The sequence below is a fragment of the Pantoea sp. VS1 genome (genome assembly GCF_002207995.1).
GTDB classification, from domain to species: Bacteria; Pseudomonadota; Gammaproteobacteria; order Enterobacterales; family Enterobacteriaceae; genus Pantoea; species Pantoea dispersa.
On record NZ_NHZE01000005.1, the window covers coordinates 301247 to 317995 of the forward strand.

Genomic DNA, 16749 nt, shown 5'->3' on the forward strand with positions numbered 1-16749 from the left:
CTCCAGTCAATTAATGGGTATGAGGATGAGGAAGATCGGCGCTTTGCGGTTTTGGCGTCTGCGCGGCGAGAATCAGCACGATGAGCGCGGACAACGCCAGCAGCGCGGCGACGAAATAGAGTCCCCAGGTGTAGCTGCCGGTTTGCTGGCGGATCACGCCAATCATCATCGGGCCGACAAAACCGCCGAGATTGCCGATGGAATTAATGGTGGCGATGCCGGCGGCCGCGGCCGGCCCGCTGAGAAACAGCGTCGGCATGCTCCACAGCGGCGGCTTGGAGGCGCTGATGCCGACCGTGACCAGCATCAGCGCAATAATCACCGCCAGCAGCGTGCTGACGTTACCGGCGTAAATCAGCCCGGCGGCAGCCAGTAAACAGGCGCCAATGACGTGCCAGCTGCGCTCGCCGCGACGATCGGAGTGACGTGCCCACAGGATCATGCCGATCACGCCGATCACCGCCGGGAAAGCGTTGAGGAAGCCGATTTCCAGCGAGGAGGCGCCGAAGCTGCGAATAATTTGCGGTGACCAGATCCCCAGCGTGTACAGCCCGGCCGACGTGCCGAAGTACACCAGCGCCAGGGCCAGTACGCGCTTGTCCGCCAGCCCGCGCCAGGCGCTGCTGTGGCCGTGCTGCGTCGACCGGGCCTGCTCCTCGGCCTGCATGGTCTCCTGCAGCCAGCGCCGCTCTTCTGCGTTCAGCCATTTAGCCTGCGCCGGACGGTCGGTGAGGAAAAACAGCACCACGATGCCCAGCAGCAACGCCGGAATCGCTTCCAACACGAACATCCACTGCCAGCCGGCGTAGCCCAGCAGACCGTGCATCTCCAGCAGCGCCGCAGAGACCGGCGAGCCGAGCGCGGTAGAGAGCGGGGCGGCGGCCATGAAGATGGCGGTAACCTGCGCGCGCTTCGCCGCCGGGAACCAGTAGCTGAGGTAGAGAATGATGCCGGGAAAGAAACCGGCTTCCGCCACGCCGAGCAGAAAGCGCAGGAGGTAGAAGCTGGTGGTGCCCTGCACCAGCGCCATGCAGCCGGAGACCAATCCCCAGCTGATCATCACGCGGGCGATCCAGATGCGTGCGCCCACTTTGTGCAAAATTAAATTCGACGGGACTTCAAACAGAAAATAGCCGAGGAAAAAGATCCCGGCGCCAAAACCAAATACCGTGGGCGAGAAACCTAAATCCTGATTCATGGTTAACGCGGCAAAACCAATATTGACGCGATCAAGAAACGCGATGAAATAGAGCAGCATGATGAAGGGCACAATGCGCAACGTCACTTTACGCATCACCCTTTTTTCGAGGTGAGAGTTCATATTAAAGTGCTCCAGATTGTGTAGGGTAGTATTATTTTCTGGTTGTCGAATGCAGTATGCAGGTTTGTATTGCGCGATCATCAGGCGTGGATTATATAAACTATTTGAATAATCGTGCGGCGAGGAAAATGTGGATATAAATCAATTGCGTTGTTTTGTCGCGGTGGGTAAAGAACTGCATTTCGGCCGGGCGGCACAAAGTATGGAAATGATGCCTGCATCACTTTCCCGCTTTATTCGCCTGCTGGAAGAGGATCTGGGCGTGCGCCTGTTAAACCGCTCAACGCGCAATGTTTCATTAACCGCCGAGGGAGCCCTGTTTTTTGACGAAGCGGGAAAACTGATCGATCAGTTTGATGCGCTGGCGCTGCGTTTTAAAGGCGGATTAAAAGATGAACGCCGGACATTACGCATTGGCGCTATCGATAGCGCCGCGCGCGGTTTAGTTCCTGCACTGCTGAATTTATTTGTGCCGCGTCATCCGCTGAGCGATATCCATATTATCGAAGATAAAACCCTTAACCTGATTCCCAAATTAAAATCCGGCTGGCTGGATATGATTATTATCCGCGCGCCGCAGCGCATGGATGCGTCACTGGCGCTGCGTTTTATTACCCGCGAAAGTTGCGTGCTGGCAGTGCCGCTGACGCATCCGCTGGCGGATAAAGCGCAGGTGACGGTGGCAGATTTTCAGCATGAAGCCATGATCATTCCGGACCGCCGCACCCGGCCGCACAGCCACGATCTCACCATCAGCCTGTTTAAGCAGGCCGGCCTGACGCCACATATCGCGCAATATGCCGAAGAGAAGCAAACCATTCTCAGCCTGGTGTCCGCCGGCCTCGGTCTGGCGGTGGTACCAGCCTCTTATCGCACCATGAACAGCGAAAGCGTCCGCTATATCCCGCTGACGTTACCTGAGCAGATCAAAGGCTTGCCGCTGAGTATTGCGTGGCAGAAGGGCAACGAAGATCCGCTGTTGCGTGAAATGCTGCGTCTGCTGCATGACCACCGGCAGGAATTGATCGACAGGCTGTGAGGCTGCGCCGGAACGCGCGCTGACAATCTGTTTGTTACTTTCATTCTGCAAGTAACTTGCAAAATGAAAGTTACCCTGCCACAGTATCCCGCATCGACTTCACATCGGGAACTGGCCCATGAAAAACCAACCTCTGTGTAATATGCCGTGCCCTATCGCACGCAGCCTTGGACGCGTCGGCGACGGCTGGAGCATGCTGATCATGCGCGATGCGCTGGCCGGCTTTACCCGCTTTGATGAGTTTCAGAAAAGCAGCGGCGTGGCACCCAATATTCTGTCGCGCCGGCTGAAAGAGCTGGTAGAGGATGGATTGCTGGAAAAGGTGTGTTACAGCGACGCTCCGGCACGCTACGAGTACCAGCTCACTCCGGCGGGCCGCGATTTTCGTACGGTAATACTGGCGCTGGCCGAGTGGGGCAGCACCCACTTCTCACCGGAAGGGCGGCAGATGCAGCTGGTTGAAAGCGCCACTCAGCGCCCGGTGACGCCGCAAATGGTCGACAGCGCCACCGGCCAGCCGCTCTCCAGTGACAAATACCAGATGGTGCCAGGCCCGGCGGCCAGTCCGATGATGCACTATCGCCAGCAGTATCTGGCGAGAAAACGCGCGGGCGATACGGCGCAAAAATTCGCCCCGCAGACGGTGACCGGGAACGAACCATGAGCCTGACGCGGAAAAAAGCGGCACTGCTGCTGATGCTGGCCTGCGGCGGCGTGGCGCTGGCCGGCTATGGCTATTACTGGTGGCACAGCGCGCGCTTTATGCCTTCGACCGATGATGCCTACGTCGGCGCGGATATCAGTGCGATTTCGGCCAAAGTGTCCGGCTATGTCCAGACGCTTGCGGTGCAGGATAATGCGGCGGTTAAAAAGGGCGACCTGCTGGTGCAGCTGGATAACCGCGACTATCGGGCGGCGGTTGACCGTGCGGCGGGCGAAGTCGCCGCACAGCAGGCGGCGCTGCAGGATATCGCCGCCACGCGCCAGCTCCAGCTGGCCACCATCGACGGCGCGCGTGCTGCGCTGCTGGTGGCGCAGGCGGTAACGCAGAAAACCACCGCCGACCAGCGCCGCTATGACGCGCTGGTGAGCAGCGCTGCGGTGTCGCAGCAGATTCGCGATCATGCGCAGGCCGATTACCATCAGGCGCTGGCGCAGGAGGGCAAAACCCGTGCCGATCGCGCGGTCGCCGAACGTCAGCTGCAGGTGCTGGATGCGCGCGAGCAGCAGACGCACGCCGCGCTGGCGCAGGCACAGGCCGACCTGTCACTGGCACAGCTCAATCTGGAATACACCGCTATCCGCGCGCCGTTTGATGGCGTGATCGGCAATCGCCGCGCCTGGGCCGGTTCGTATGTCAGCAGCGGCACGCAGCTGTTGTCGCTGGTGCCGGCGCAGGGGCTGTGGATTGACGCCAACTTTAAAGAGAGCCAGCTGGCGCACATGCGGCCAGGCCAGACGGCAACAATTGTCGCGGACGTGCTGCCTGGCCGCACCTTCAGCGGGCATGTCGCCAGCCTGTCGCCCGCGACCGGTTCGCGCTTCAGCATTCTGCCGGCGGAAAACGCCACCGGTAACTTCACCAAAATTGTCCAGCGCGTGCCGGTGCGCATTGCGCTGGACGGCGATGCGGCTACGCTCGGGCTGTTGCGTCCGGGACTGTCGGTGACCGTGACCGTCGATGAGCGCAGCGCGCAATGAGCCGCGTGGTCGCCGCGCCGATCGCGCCCGCGCAGATGCCGGTCAGCCGGAAAGTCTTCGCCTTTGCCACCCTGTGCATCGGCATGTTTATCGCGCTGCTGGATATCCAGATTGTCTCAGCTTCGCTGCGCGACATTGGCGGTGGCCTGTCGGCGGGCGATGATGAAACCGTGTGGGTGCAGACCAGCTACCTGATCGCCGAAATCATCATTATTCCGCTCTCCGGCTGGCTGGCCAGCGTGCTGTCTACGCGCTGGCTGTTCGCCGCCTCGGCCTGTGGCTTTACGCTGATGAGCCTGCTGTGCGGCTGGGCGTGGAACATTCAGAGCATGATCGCGTTCCGTGCGCTGCAGGGGCTGGCGGGGGGCTCGATGATCCCGCTGGTGTTCACCACCGCCTTCGCCTTTTTCCAGGGCCGGCAGCGGGTGATTGCCGCCGCGACCGTCGGCGCGCTGGCGTCGCTGGCGCCGACGCTCGGCCCGACCGTTGGCGGCTGGATCACCGATAACTTCAGCTGGCACTGGCTGTTTTTCATCAACATCATTCCCGGTATTTACATCACCATTGCGGTTCCGCTGCTGGTGAACATCGACGCGCCCAACCGCGAACTGCTGCGCGGCGCGGATTATCTCAGCATCGTGCTGCTGGCGCTGGCGCTCGGCTGTCTGGAATATACGCTGGAAGAGGGACCGCGCTGGGGCTGGTTTGATGATGATACCATTGCCACCACCGGCTGGATTGCGCTGGCGGCGGGCGTGTTGTTTGTGATCCGCACGCTGCGGCATGCCAAACCGATCGTCGATTTACGCGCGCTCAAGGACCGCGACTTTAGCCTCGGCTGCTACTTCTCGTTTATGGCGGGCGTAGGGATCTTCGCCACCATTTACCTTACGCCACTGTTTCTCAGCCAGGTGCGCGGCTTCAGCGCACTGGAGACTGGACTGGCGATCTTCTCCACCGGGGTGTTTCAGATTCTGTCGATCCCGCTGTATGCCTGGCTGGCGAACCGCGTCGATCTGCGTATTTTGCTGGCGTCGGGGCTGATCTGTTTTGCACTGTCGATGCATTTCTTCGTGCCGATTACCCATGACTGGGGGGCGAAGGAGTTGCTGTTCCCGCAGGCGTTTCGCGGTATGGCGCAGCAGTTTGCCGTGGCACCGACGGTGACGCTGACGCTGGGCAGTTTGCCACCGGCCCGCCTGAAGCTCGCGTCTGGCCTGTTTAATCTGATGCGCAACCTTGGCGGTGCGATTGGTATTGCCCTGTGCGGTACGGTGCTCAACGACCGCACCAACCTGCACTTTAGCCGGCTGGCGGATCATCTCAACAGCGCCAGCCTGACGCTGGGTGATTTTCTGCAGGGGCGCGCTCAGGCGCTGATGACCAGCGGCCTGAGCCCGGATGCCGCGCATACGGCCGCGCTGCAGTCGCTGGCGGCGCTGACGCTGCGTGAAGCGCGCACCCAGGCTTTTTCCGACGCGTTCTGGCTGATCATGACAGGCTTTTTCGTCGCGGCGCTGCTGGTACCGTTATTGAAAAAGCCACAGGGATGAGGGCCAGATCGTAGCCCATTAACGTTTACTCAGCGCTTCCCACAGGCCCAGCAGATAGGTGGTGCCCAGCGCGCGGTCGTACAAACCGTAGCCTGGGCGCCCGGTTTCACCCCAGATAAAGCGGCCGTGATCCGAACGGATATAGCCGTCAAAGCCGTTGTCATACATCGACTGCAGCACTTTATACATATCCAGCGAGCCATATTCCGTCGGATGCGCGCACTCGTAGAAATCTTTATCGCGGATGATCTTGATGTTGCGCACGTGGGCAAACGGGATGCGTTTGCGGCGCGAGAATTCGGCCAGAATGGCATAGACATCGTTCTGCGGATCCTCGGCAATCGATCCGGTGCACAGCGTGATGCCGTTGGCTTCAGAATCGACGACGTTACAGATCCAGTCGAGATCGTCGCGGTTTTTCACCACGCGCGGCAGACCGAAGATCGAATACGGCGGATCGTCCGGGTGGATTGCCATCTTCACGCCCACCTCTTCGCACACCGGGATCACCGCTTTGAGGAAATAGGCGAGGTTTTCACGCAGCTTCGCGTCATCAACGTCCTGATATTTGGCAAACAGCTCCTGAACTTTTGCCAGCCGTTCCGGCTCCCAGCCCGGCAGCGCGAAGCCGTTGGCGCTGCCCAGCACCTCTTTCACCACCTCGTCGAGGCTTTTATCGATGCCCTGTTTCTCGAAGGCCATGGTGATGGAGCCATCCGGCAGCACATAATTCATATCCGTCTTCATCCAGTCGAACACCGGCATGAAGTTGTAGCAGATCACTTTTACCCCGGCGGCCGCCAGGTTGCGGATACTTTGCTGATAATTGGCGATGTAGCGATCGCGGCTCGGCAGGCCGATCTTGATGTCGTCGTGAATATTAACACTCTCAATCACTTCGACCGTCAGTCCGGCTGCGTGCACCTGATCGACCAGCGCCTGGATCTTCTCCTGCGGCCAGGTTTCGCCCACCGGCACATCGTAAAGTGCGCCCACCACGCCGCGTACGCCCGGCACCTGGCGAATATATTCCAGCGAAACCTTGTCTTCCTTCGGCCCAAACCACCGCATTGTCAGCTGCATTATGTCATCCATCGTCATCGTGTCTGTATGATAACGGCTAAACTACCATACTAGAATTCATGAAGGCAGCATTGTGCGGCGATTAAGCCTTGATCCGCGTCACAGAACCGATTTTATCCGCAGCGCAGTCGCTTACTGGGTGGTCACCAGCTCGGTGAAATATTGCTTGTACTTAAACAGTTCGAGATCCGAGCGCAGCCCCAGTTTGCGCAGCGCGGTCTGCTTCTGACCGCTGATGGTTTTGCGGCTGCGCGCGTATTTACCGGCGATCTGCGTAATGCTCAACCCGTCGAGATAACAGCGAATCACCTCGATTTCGCGCGGGCTCAGCTCGCGCAGCAGCAGCGAGATGTCGTCGCCCGCCTGGCGCGGCGTCAGGTAGTCGTGCATCTCGCGATCGCTCTCCTGGAATTTATCCAGCTCCAGCATCATGTCCGGCGTCAGGAAGCGCTTGCCGCGACAGATTTGATGGATGGCGTCGATCAGTACCTCCTGATCGTGGCTTTTGCCGACAAATCCCTGCACGCCGGCTTTCAGCAACAGCTGGACAATCGCCGGTTTCTCCACCGCGGACGACACCAGAATCTTCAGCTGCGGGTAGTGCAGGCGCAGCTGTTTCACCATTTGCAGCCCGTCGAGCTGGTCTTCACCCAGCATGTAATCCAGCACCAGGATATCGAGCGGGTGGCGCTGCAGGAAATTCATCAGCTGCTGGCGCTGGGCAAAAGCCCCGGCCAGATCGAGCTGCGGCTCCTGCGCTAAGCGGTACTGCATGGCTTTACCAATCAGCGGATGATCGTCCAGCACGGCAATCTGCCAGATTGCGCTCTCTTTCATTACATCACCTCTTCAGGAATAGGCGTTTCCAGGGCACGCAGGAACAGCGCGTCCAGCTCGGCCACCGCCCCGGCGACCTCCGGCAGCAGCTGTTGTAATAGCGCACCATCTTCATGCTCCGCCGCCTGTTCGGCGGCGCGGCAGCGATGTTGCAGCGCGTCGGCGCGCAGCATTCGGGCACTGCCGAGTAGCTGATGCGCGGCGTGACGCGCCGAAGCAAAATTGTTCGCAGCCACCGCCTGCGTCAGCTGGGCGAGATCGTAACTGTTCTGCTGGCGCGCGGTGGTCACCAGGTCGCGCCACGCCTGCGGGTTGTTTGCCGCCAGATTTTCCAGCGTCAGCAGGGTATCGTCGCGCGTCGGGTTCATCGGTGCGCCGGTGATCACCTGCAGCAGCTGCGCGCGCTCCAGCGGTTTAAACAGGCAACCGTTCATGCCGGCGTCCTGCGCCAGCTGCGCCACGCGCTCCTCCGCCATCGCCGTCAGGCCGTAAACCGGCACCGCGCGTCGCACCAGGCGCTTCTCTTCGGCGCGCAGCTGGCGGGTGAATTCGAAGCCGTCCATCTCCGGCATGTTGCAGTCGGTAATCACGCGGTCCGGCTGATTTTCGCGCCACAGCGCCAGTGCCGCCGCACCACCGTCCGCCACCAGCACATGGTGGCCGGCGTAGCGCAGCTGCTGGGCCAGCAGCAGACGGTTAGTGGCGTTGTCATCGACAATCAGAATGCGCAGTGCAGCCTGTTTAGCGGGCTCCACCGGCTGTGGCAGGGTGGGCTGCTCATGTTCAATACGCGCCGCTTCCGCGCGGAAGCGCAGCATAAACACGCTGCCGTCACCCGGTTCACTCTCGACGTGCAGCTCGGTGCCGAGCATCACCGCCAGCCGGCGGCAGATATTCAGGCCTAACCCGGTGCCGCTGGCGCGGTTGCTGCCCTGATCGACCTGAATGAACGGCTCGAAGATCGCCTGCTGCTGCTCTGCCGTCAGGCCAACCCCGCTGTCGCTCACCTCCAGCACATACTCCGGTCGCGTGCTCTCTGCCTGATACAGCGCCACTTCCACTTCGCCGTGCGAGGTAAACTTGATGGCGTTGCTCACCAGATTGGAGAGAATTTGCTTCAGCGCCACCGGGTCAAACAGAACCTGGTCCTGCTCCAGCTCCAGCATGATATTCAGCGCCAGCCCTTTGTTGAGCGCCACCTGGCGGAACAGCGCTTCGCAATCACGCACCACTTCACTGAGCGACATCGGCTGCAGCTGCACGCTGAAATGCCCGGATTCGATTTTGGCCAGGTCGAGAATATCGCCCACCAGCGACAGCAGCGAACGCGACGACTCCCAGGCGACATCAATGTTCTTCTGCCGCTGCTGTTCATTACTCTGGCCGAGATGCTCGATTTCCAGCAGGCCAATCAGCGCCGCCAGCGGCGTGCGGATTTCATGACTCATGTGCGACAGGAAAGTGCTTTTCGCTTCGCTGGCGCGCACCGCGACTTCGTTGGCTTTGCGCAGGTCGGCCATCAGCGCTTCGATATGCGCCAGCTGCTCGCTGATTTCACGCTCGTGCTCGCGCTGTTTCGCCAGCGAGGCTTTCAGCAGATGGTTACGCCACAGGAAAAACAGCAGGCCCAGCCCGGCCACGGCGACGATGCGCAATATATAGCTGCGATAGCTTTGCCACGAGGTGCTGGTGGCGGGCGGCGTGTATTTGATCCAGCGCTCCATCAGCGACTGCATGGTCGGCTGCGGAATATCGGACAGCGCTTTGTTAAGGATCGACAGCAGCACCTGATCCTGCCCATTGACCGCCATCGCCATGCGGAACATCGGCAGCGGCGCGACAAACGCCACTTTGAAGCTGTCATTAAAGTGATTGTTGAGCAGAAACAGCGACGACTCGTACGGCACGATAAAGCCATCCAGCTGCTTATCGAGTAGCTGACCGAGCGAATCAATCGACACGCCGTTTTCGACAAAGTTGATGCCCGGCCAGCGCTCACGTAAATCGTAACGATAGTAGGCGCGCTCATAGATACCGACGCGCTTGCCCGCCATCTCATCAAAGCTTTTCCACGGGCTGTCTTTGCGCGTCACCACTACCCATGACGAGTAGATGTAGGAGCGGGTGTAGCGGATTTTGTCGTCCTGCTGCGCGGTGGCGTCGCTGACGGCGATAATCGCATCGCGCTGGCGGTTGAGCGTATCGCGCATGTTGCTCAACCCCTGAATCGGGTTGTAGCGAAAGCGAATGCCGGTGCGCTGGGAAATCATTTTCAGCAGGTCCACGCTCAGGCCGACCACGCGCTGGCGGTTATCAATAAAGGTAAACGGCGTATGCGAAGGATCGTAGTTAACGGTGATCTCGCGGTGTTCTGCCAGCCACGCGGCCTCCTGGTCGCTGAGATCCAGCGGATGGTTTTTAACCACCGACTGATAATCCAGGCTCCAGGCTTCCGCAATCTGTACCGCGTTGCGCAGCGGAATGTTTTTCAGGATTTCATCGATGGCTGCGATCAGCGGCAGATTGGCACTGTTGCTGGCAAAGCGCGCGTCAACATCGTTGGTGTACGGCGTGCTGTGCGCTTCAATCACATTCTGCAGGCCGCGATGCGAAAGAAAGCGCTGAGTGGCGCTGTTGCTCCAGAACAGGGTGTTTTCGCTAAACGCGGTGTCGGTGTAGGCCCACAGCGGCGGCGCGGCCGGGGCCAGCGTGGCGCGCGGATAGCGCTTGTGCAGCAGCGCTTTGAGTTCCGCATCACCGTAATAGAGCAGGCGATAGCGGCTATTTTTCAGCTCACTGTCGAAGGTCGCGTTACGTTTGCTGATTAATACGCTGCGCGCCAGTGAATACGGCAGGCTCAGCGCCAGCTGCGTATCCTGATTGGCGGCCAGCGTGTAGTAAGGAATCAGATCGACTTCACCGTCGTTGAGCGCATCCACCAGCTCCAGCCGGGTTTTATACACCTTGATTTTCACCGGCAGATTTAACGCCTTCGCCACGATGGCCAGATAATCGGCCGAAAGTCCTTCGTAGGTATTGGCTTCAAACGACACGGAATAGGGTGGCAGCGGGTTGTTCCACACGCCGACGCGCAGTACAGAGTGCTGTTTCAGCCACTGCTGGCTCTGCGGCGACAGCGTGACTTCCGGTGCTACCAGACCATAGCGCGGCGAGAAATTTAACGTGGTTGCACCCCAGGCAGACAGGCAAAAGCCCAGTAACAGAAGGAGGCTGAGGATGCGTTTACTCACGGATGATTTCACTCGCTGGACCGGTTGCGCGCGCCGCCACCATGACGGCACTTCTTCTCTGACGGCACGTTGCGCGTCAGGCATCCTTCAACAGCGACTTAATACAAGTGGACTTAAATCGCGCTTAAGAAATTTCTTAAAAACAGGAGAGAAAATTCCTGGTGAAAGGCAGGTTTCGCCGGCGCGACGAAGCGAAGCGCGCTGCTATTTTTAGTAAGTGTAAGTTTTGTTTGCTGAAATTACCGCGTTGCTTCGCCATTCCTGCTGAACCCGGCGCAATTTTCCGACGCTAATCGCCTTTTCATTTGTTTTATTTACAGAATCTATCGTGCAGGCAAAATAGCCCTTATTTTCTCTCCAGCGATCAACCATGTCCGAAGAAGCGCTGCGCCAGCAGATTCAGAACCTGAAAAAGCACAATGCGCGCCTCAAGCGCCTGGCGCACGACGCGCGTAATAAGCTGAACGCGGCGCTGGACGGCACCGGCTTGTGCCTGTGGCAGCTGGATATTCCCAGCGGCAAACTGGTGATTTTTAACCGGCGCTGGGGCGCGATGCTCGGCTTTCAGGCGAAAGAGACCAAAGCGCGCTTTGATGCCTGGCGCGAGTGCCTGCATCCGGAAGATGCCGATGAGGTGCTGCGCGCCTTTTACGATCATATTGAAGGGCGCGCGCCCTATTACGAGGCGCTGCACCGTATGATCGGCAAGAACGGCAAAATCACCTGGGTGCTGGATCGCGGACGCGTCAGCGAGTGGGACGAGCAGGGTAATCCACTCAAAGTGACCGGCACCCATATCGACATGACCAAAGAGAAGAATTACGAAGCCCAGCTCTCCCTGCTGGCGCATCACGACCCGTTAACCGCGTTACCCAACCGCCACGCGCTGCAGGCGCAGTTTAGTCAGCTACAACGCGCCGGGCCGCTGTGCGTGGCGTTTATCGACCTCGACAACTTCAAGCACGTCAATGACACGCTCGGCCATCGCAGCGGTGACGAGGTGCTGATTCAGCTCAGCCAGCGCATCCGCGATTTGCTGCCGTCAGAGGCCATCGTCGGGCGGCTTGGCGGCGATGAGTTCGTGCTGCTGCTGCCGTTTTTGATTGATTACCCGAAGGTGCGCATTCTGGCGCAGGCGGTGCTGGATGCGGCGCTGACGCCGTTTGATGTCGACAATGGTCATGCGCGGATTGGCGCCTCAATCGGTATCGCCCCGGTACACCGGCGCGACAGCTTCGATGACGCGCTGACCCGGGCGGATGGCGCGATGTACCAGATTAAGAGGAACGGTAAGCAGGGCTTCGGTCTGGCAGGCAATATATCGATGGGGTGAGGGCCAGCGCCCGCACCCCTTGATCACTTAAAACGCAAAACAGGAACAGCCCAGCGCACCCCAGAACGCATTGTTGTCTGACACCGGCACCGATGACTGGCGCGCGACATCATGAGCGTGGCTGTGCACGCCACAGGGGCCGCTGCACTGGTGTACCTGCGGCATCCGCGCGGCGCGGCCGCTGGTCTGCGGCGGGGCGCTGCGGTAGTGACCGGGCACGGTAACCACCGGCGACCACTCCGGCAACACCGGCACCGGCGGCGGTGCCAGCGGCGTGAAGCTGCCGGCGGCATACACCACATTGCCATCCACCAGCGTCAGCACCGATTCAATGCCTTTGATCTCCTCTTCCGGCACGCTGAAGAAATCTTTCGACAGCAGCACCAGATCCGCCAGCTGGCCGACTTTGATCTCACCTTTGGCGCTCTGCTCGCTGGAGAACCAGGCACTGCCTTTGGTCCATAGCATCAGTGCGGTTTCACGGTCGATGCGTGCGTTGTCATCGTACAACTGCATCCCACCGACGGTACGGCCTGAAACCAGCCAGTACAGTGCGGTCCACGGGTTATAGCTGGCAACGCGGGTGGCATCGGTACCGAGGCCCACCGGCACGCCGGCCTCCAGCATGCGCGCCACCGGCGGCGTCTGCTTCGCGGCCTCTTTACCGTAGCGATCGACAAAGTATTCCCCCTGGAAAGCCATGCGATGCTGCACCGCCAGGCCGCCGCCGAGCGCTTTTACCCGCTCAATATTGGCTTCAGTGATGGTTTCCGCATGGTCAAAGAACCAGTGCAGGCCATTGAACGGAATGTCGCGATTCACCTTCTCAAACACATCCAGCATGCGGCTGATTGATTCGTTATAGGTGGCGTGCAGGCGGAACGGCCAGCGATGCTCCACCAGGTGACGCACCACGCGCTCCAGCTCATCTTCCATGCCGGGTGCCAGATCCGGGCGCGGTTCGAGGAAATCTTCGAAGTCCGCCGCCGAGAACACCAGCATTTCACCGGCACCGTTGTGGCGCAGGAAGTTGGTGCCCTGGCCCGGCTTCAGCATATCGGTCCACTTCTCAAAGTCTTCCAGCTCGTGGCCGGGCCGCTGAGTGAACAGGTTATAGGCGATGCGTACCGTCAGCTGCTTTTTCGCGTGCAGTTCGGCGATCACGTTGTAATCGTCCGGGTAATTCTGGAAGCCGCCGCCGGCGTCAATGGCGCTGGTCAGACCGAGGCGGTTCAGCTCACGCATAAACTGACGCGTCGAGTTAACCTGCTGTTCCAGCGGCAGTATGGGCCCTTTCGCCAGCGTGGCGTACAGCAGCATGGCGTTAGGACGGGCGATCAGCATGCCGGTCGGATTGCCATTGCTGTCGCGCTGGATTTCGCCGCCCGGCGGGTTGGGGGTCTCTTTGGTGTAGCCCACCACTTTCAGCGCGGCGCGATTGAGCAGCGCGCGGTCATACAGATGCAGAATGAAGACCGGCGTATCGGGCGCGGCGGTATTGATTTCGTCCAGCGTCGGCATGCGGCGCTCAGCAAACTGGAACTCGCTCCAGCCCCCGACCACGCGCACCCACTGCGGTGACGGCGTACGCAGGGCCTGTTCGCGCAGCATACGCAGCGCATCGGCCAGCGACGGTACGCCTTCCCAGCGCAGCTCAAGGTTGTAGTTGAGGCCACCGCGAATCAGATGCAGGTGGGAATCGTTCAGGCCGGGAATGCCGGTGTGCCCTTTGGCGTCGATGATTTGCGTGTCGCTGCCGGCAAAGCGCATGACGTCCGCTTCGCTACCTACGGCGAGAAACTTGCCGTCTTTGATGGCTACGGCGGTGGCCAGCGGGTTTGCGCGGTCGACGGTGTGAAACTTACCGTTGGTAAAAATCAGGGATGCGGTCGTCATTCTGTTCTCTCCGTTAAATTAAGCGTAGCGGCCCTCAGCCACCGTGTTAATGCGCGGTTAAAAATGCTTGCGCCGATGAGGAAAAAAATACGAAATGACAGCAGTTATTGATAACGGATTGTTTTTACGTTGTCGTTCAACTTTTTTTACGGAGGGTAGGGAATGCGTTTAAATCTGGAGGCGCTACTGATTCTGGATGCGCTCGATCGTCATGGCACCTTTGCCGCTGCGGCCGCGCGACTGTTCAAAACCGCGTCGGCGTTGAGCTATACCGTGCAGAAGATGGAGAGCGATTTAAAAATCACGCTGCTCGATCGCTCCGGCCATCGCGCCACATTCACGCCGACCGGCCGTCTGATGCTGGAAAAAGGGCGGACGCTGCTGCGTGCGGTGAACGAGCTGGAGCAGCAGGCGCGCTACGTGGAGAGCGGCTGGGAGAGTCTGCTGACCATCAGCGTGGATGCTTCGCTGCCGTTCAGCATCCTCACGCCGCTGATTGACGAATTTTATCAGCAGCACCCGCACACCCAGCTGCAGTTCCGTCAGGACGTGCTGGCCGGCTGCTGGGAAGCGCTGCATTACGGCGAAGCGGACATTGTCTTTGGCGCGGTTCAGGAACCCGCCACGCGCAAAGAGATTGTCTGCCAGCCGCTGGGCTGGCTGGAGTATGTGTTCGCTGTCGCTCCTGACCATCCGCTGGCGGCGGAGCCCGAACCGCTACTGCGCGAACAGATTCGCCAGTATCGCGCGGTCACGGTGCATGATTCATCCCGCCACGGTGCCGGGATGGATTTACGCGTGCTGGATGAGCAGAAGACGCTGAGCGTGCATGATTTCCCGGCCAAACTGCAGGCGCATCTCGCCGGGCTCGGCTGCGGTTATCTGCCGCTTTACCTGGCGCGCCCGCATCTGGCGAGCGGTGCGCTGGTGGCGCGCCAGCTGGACAGCGAGTGCCGGCGCGATATCGCCTATCTGGCGTGGAATGAGAGCGCCTGCGGCAACGCGGCTATCTGGTGGCGCGAGCGCCTGCCGACGCTGCCCGGTCTGAGTGACATCTACGCGCCAGCCTGATCACAGCGCAATATGATGGCTGACCTGCGGGGGTTCATCACCCTGATGGTACTGCAGTACCGCCTGCTGTAACTCAGCATCGGCGCGCGAGACGCGCTGGTGCTGACGTAAATGCTCCTGCCATGACTCCACCATAAACCACTCCAGCAGCGCCCCGGCATCATCGGTCTGCTCCATTAATCCCCACGCATAGGCACCGTCACGGCGTCGCGCCTGCGCCAGTTTGTGCATGGCGTGCTGGAAAGCGGCGCGATCGGCCTGGGGAACACGGTAGCGAATCTGGATCAGTACGGCGCCACGACGGATATCCACCGCATCGCTCACCACCGGTTCAGCCCAGTGCTGCGCCGGCTGCAGATCCGCTTCGCCCGCCGGCAGCGCCAGCCGTTTTGCCAGCAGCGCCGTGATGAGCAGCGCCGCGCCGGCCAGCATCAGCGTTGGCGCCAGACCCATGTGCTGAGCGATCAGCCCCCAGGCCAGACTGCCACCCGCCAGCGTACCGTTGAACACCATCAGATAGACCGCCAGCCCGCGACCGCGCACCCAGTCGGGCAGCACCGCCTGCGCCACGCCGTTGAGGGTCGTCAGCGCGATGATCCAGCCGGTGCCCAGTACCAGCATCAGCAGCAGCGCCAGCCACTGCGGCGGACTGAGCGCCAGCGCCACCATGACCAGCGCGCTGAGCACGGCGGAGAGCAGCATCAGTCCATCATGGCTCAGCCGGGCACGCAGGCGCGGCAGCAGCAGCGCGCCGGCAATGGCACCGGCACCGACGGCCCCAAGCAGCAAGCCATAAAAGCCCGCGCTGCCGTGCAGCATGGTGCGCGCCACCAGCGGCAGCAGCGCCCAGATGGCACTGGCGAAGGCAAAATACAGCGCGGCGCGCAACAGTACGCGGTGCAGTTCGCGGCTGGCTTTCACATAGCGCAGCCCGGCGCGGAAAGCGCCAAAGAAGTGCTCATTCAGCGCGGTAGCGGCTTTCGCCGGACGTTTCCACCACAGCAGCGCGGCGATGACGAAAAAATAACTGGCGACATCGGCACCGTAAGCGGCCATAGCACCTAAACTTGCCAGCAGCAGGCCGCCGGTAGCCGGTCCAATCGCCCGGGCGATATTGATGCCCAGCGAGTTGAGCGCGACGGCATTTTTCAGCTCATGGCGGGGTACCAGCTCCGGCACGATGGCCTGCCATGCCGGACCGAACAGCGCCGCGCCGACGCCGCCGACAAAGGTCAGGCCGATCAGCCATTCAACGGTGAGCCAGTGGTTGTGCGACAGCAGCAGTAGTGTGCCGCTGACGCTGGCCATCAGCAGCTGCACCACAATCAGCAGGCGGCGGCGGTCAACAATATCCGACAGCACGCCGGCCGGCAGCGCCAGCAGGAACACTGGCAGGGTGGCGGCGGTTTGCATCAGCGCGACGGCGGTTGGGTTATCCGACAGTCCGGTAATCAGCCAGGCGCTGGCGACGTCGCGGATAAAGCTACCGGTATTGCCGAGCACCGAAGCGGTCCAGATCACGGCGAAAAGCCCGTAGGCGAAAGGGGAAAACGCGCCGCTGCGCGCTGTTTGTGGATTTGGCTGGTTCATCAGGCTGTTCCTGTCAGTGTGCGATGAGAGCACGATACGAAGCTCGCCCGTCAGGAGATAGCGGAAAAAATCGG

12 protein-coding genes are annotated in these 16749 nt (G+C 60.5%); 6 read left to right on the plus strand and 6 right to left on the minus strand.

Annotated features, from left to right (window positions below; all coding sequences use genetic code 11):
- Positions 1-10 precede the first annotated feature (10 nt).
- Positions 11-1321 (minus strand): MFS transporter, encoded by a 1311-nt coding sequence (locus tag CBW22_RS03795; protein ID WP_088516059.1) that lies wholly within the window; start codon positions 1319-1321, stop codon positions 11-13.
- 130 nt (positions 1322-1451) lie between these two features.
- On the opposite strand from CBW22_RS03795, the gene CBW22_RS03800 reads away from it, so the two are divergent.
- The 4 genes from CBW22_RS03800 (at position 1452) to CBW22_RS03815 (ending at position 5614) form a co-directional block, all read left to right on the plus strand.
- Positions 1452-2360, plus strand: coding sequence for a LysR family transcriptional regulator (locus CBW22_RS03800; RefSeq protein WP_088516060.1), 909 nt, complete (start codon positions 1452-1454; stop codon positions 2358-2360).
- 118 nt (positions 2361-2478) lie between these two features.
- Complete coding sequence (locus CBW22_RS03805; RefSeq protein ID WP_088516061.1) at positions 2479-3024, plus strand: winged helix-turn-helix transcriptional regulator; 546 nt, start codon at positions 2479-2481, stop codon at positions 3022-3024.
- Complete coding sequence (locus CBW22_RS03810) at positions 3021-4061, plus strand: HlyD family secretion protein (RefSeq protein ID WP_088516062.1); 1041 nt, start codon at positions 3021-3023, stop codon at positions 4059-4061. The genes CBW22_RS03805 and CBW22_RS03810 overlap by 4 nt, the downstream gene beginning before the upstream one ends.
- A complete protein-coding gene (locus tag CBW22_RS03815; protein WP_254919470.1) occupies positions 4058-5614 on the plus strand; it encodes a DHA2 family efflux MFS transporter permease subunit in 1557 nt (518 codons plus the stop codon). The genes CBW22_RS03810 and CBW22_RS03815 overlap by 4 nt, the downstream gene beginning before the upstream one ends.
- An 18-nt stretch (positions 5615-5632) precedes the next feature.
- Here CBW22_RS03815 and uxuA read toward each other — a convergent pair whose 3' ends face one another.
- From uxuA to CBW22_RS03830, 3 genes are all read right to left on the minus strand, one after another.
- A complete protein-coding gene (uxuA, locus tag CBW22_RS03820) occupies positions 5633-6697 on the minus strand; it encodes a mannonate dehydratase (RefSeq protein WP_031279714.1) in 1065 nt (354 codons plus the stop codon).
- 132 nt (positions 6698-6829) lie between these two features.
- Positions 6830-7534, minus strand: coding sequence for a response regulator transcription factor (locus tag CBW22_RS03825; RefSeq protein WP_058759664.1), 705 nt, complete (start codon positions 7532-7534; stop codon positions 6830-6832).
- Entirely contained in the window at positions 7534-10785 is a 3252-nt protein-coding gene (locus CBW22_RS03830) for a transporter substrate-binding domain-containing protein (RefSeq protein ID WP_088516063.1), read from the minus strand. Before CBW22_RS03830 ends, CBW22_RS03825 begins: the two co-directional genes overlap by 1 nt.
- 370 nt (positions 10786-11155) lie before the next feature.
- On the opposite strand from CBW22_RS03830, the gene CBW22_RS03835 reads away from it, so the two are divergent.
- On the plus strand, positions 11156-12118 hold the full coding sequence (locus CBW22_RS03835; protein WP_088516064.1) for a sensor domain-containing diguanylate cyclase: 963 nt from the start codon (positions 11156-11158) through the stop codon (positions 12116-12118).
- A 27-nt stretch (positions 12119-12145) separates the two neighbouring features.
- Here CBW22_RS03835 and CBW22_RS03840 read toward each other — a convergent pair whose 3' ends face one another.
- The gene (locus CBW22_RS03840; protein WP_088516065.1) at positions 12146-14014 is read right to left on the minus strand and encodes an amidohydrolase; all 1869 of its coding nucleotides are present in this window, start codon (positions 14012-14014) and stop codon (positions 12146-12148) included.
- Between the two features lie 162 nt (positions 14015-14176).
- Here CBW22_RS03840 and CBW22_RS03845 point away from each other — a divergent pair, with 162 nt between their 5' ends.
- Positions 14177-15085, plus strand: coding sequence for a LysR family transcriptional regulator (locus CBW22_RS03845; protein ID WP_021507614.1), 909 nt, complete (start codon positions 14177-14179; stop codon positions 15083-15085).
- Here CBW22_RS03845 and CBW22_RS03850 read toward each other — a convergent pair whose 3' ends face one another.
- On the minus strand, positions 15086-16675 hold the full coding sequence (locus tag CBW22_RS03850; protein WP_088516066.1) for an MFS transporter: 1590 nt from the start codon (positions 16673-16675) through the stop codon (positions 15086-15088).
- Between the last annotated feature and the right edge of the window lie 74 nt (positions 16676-16749).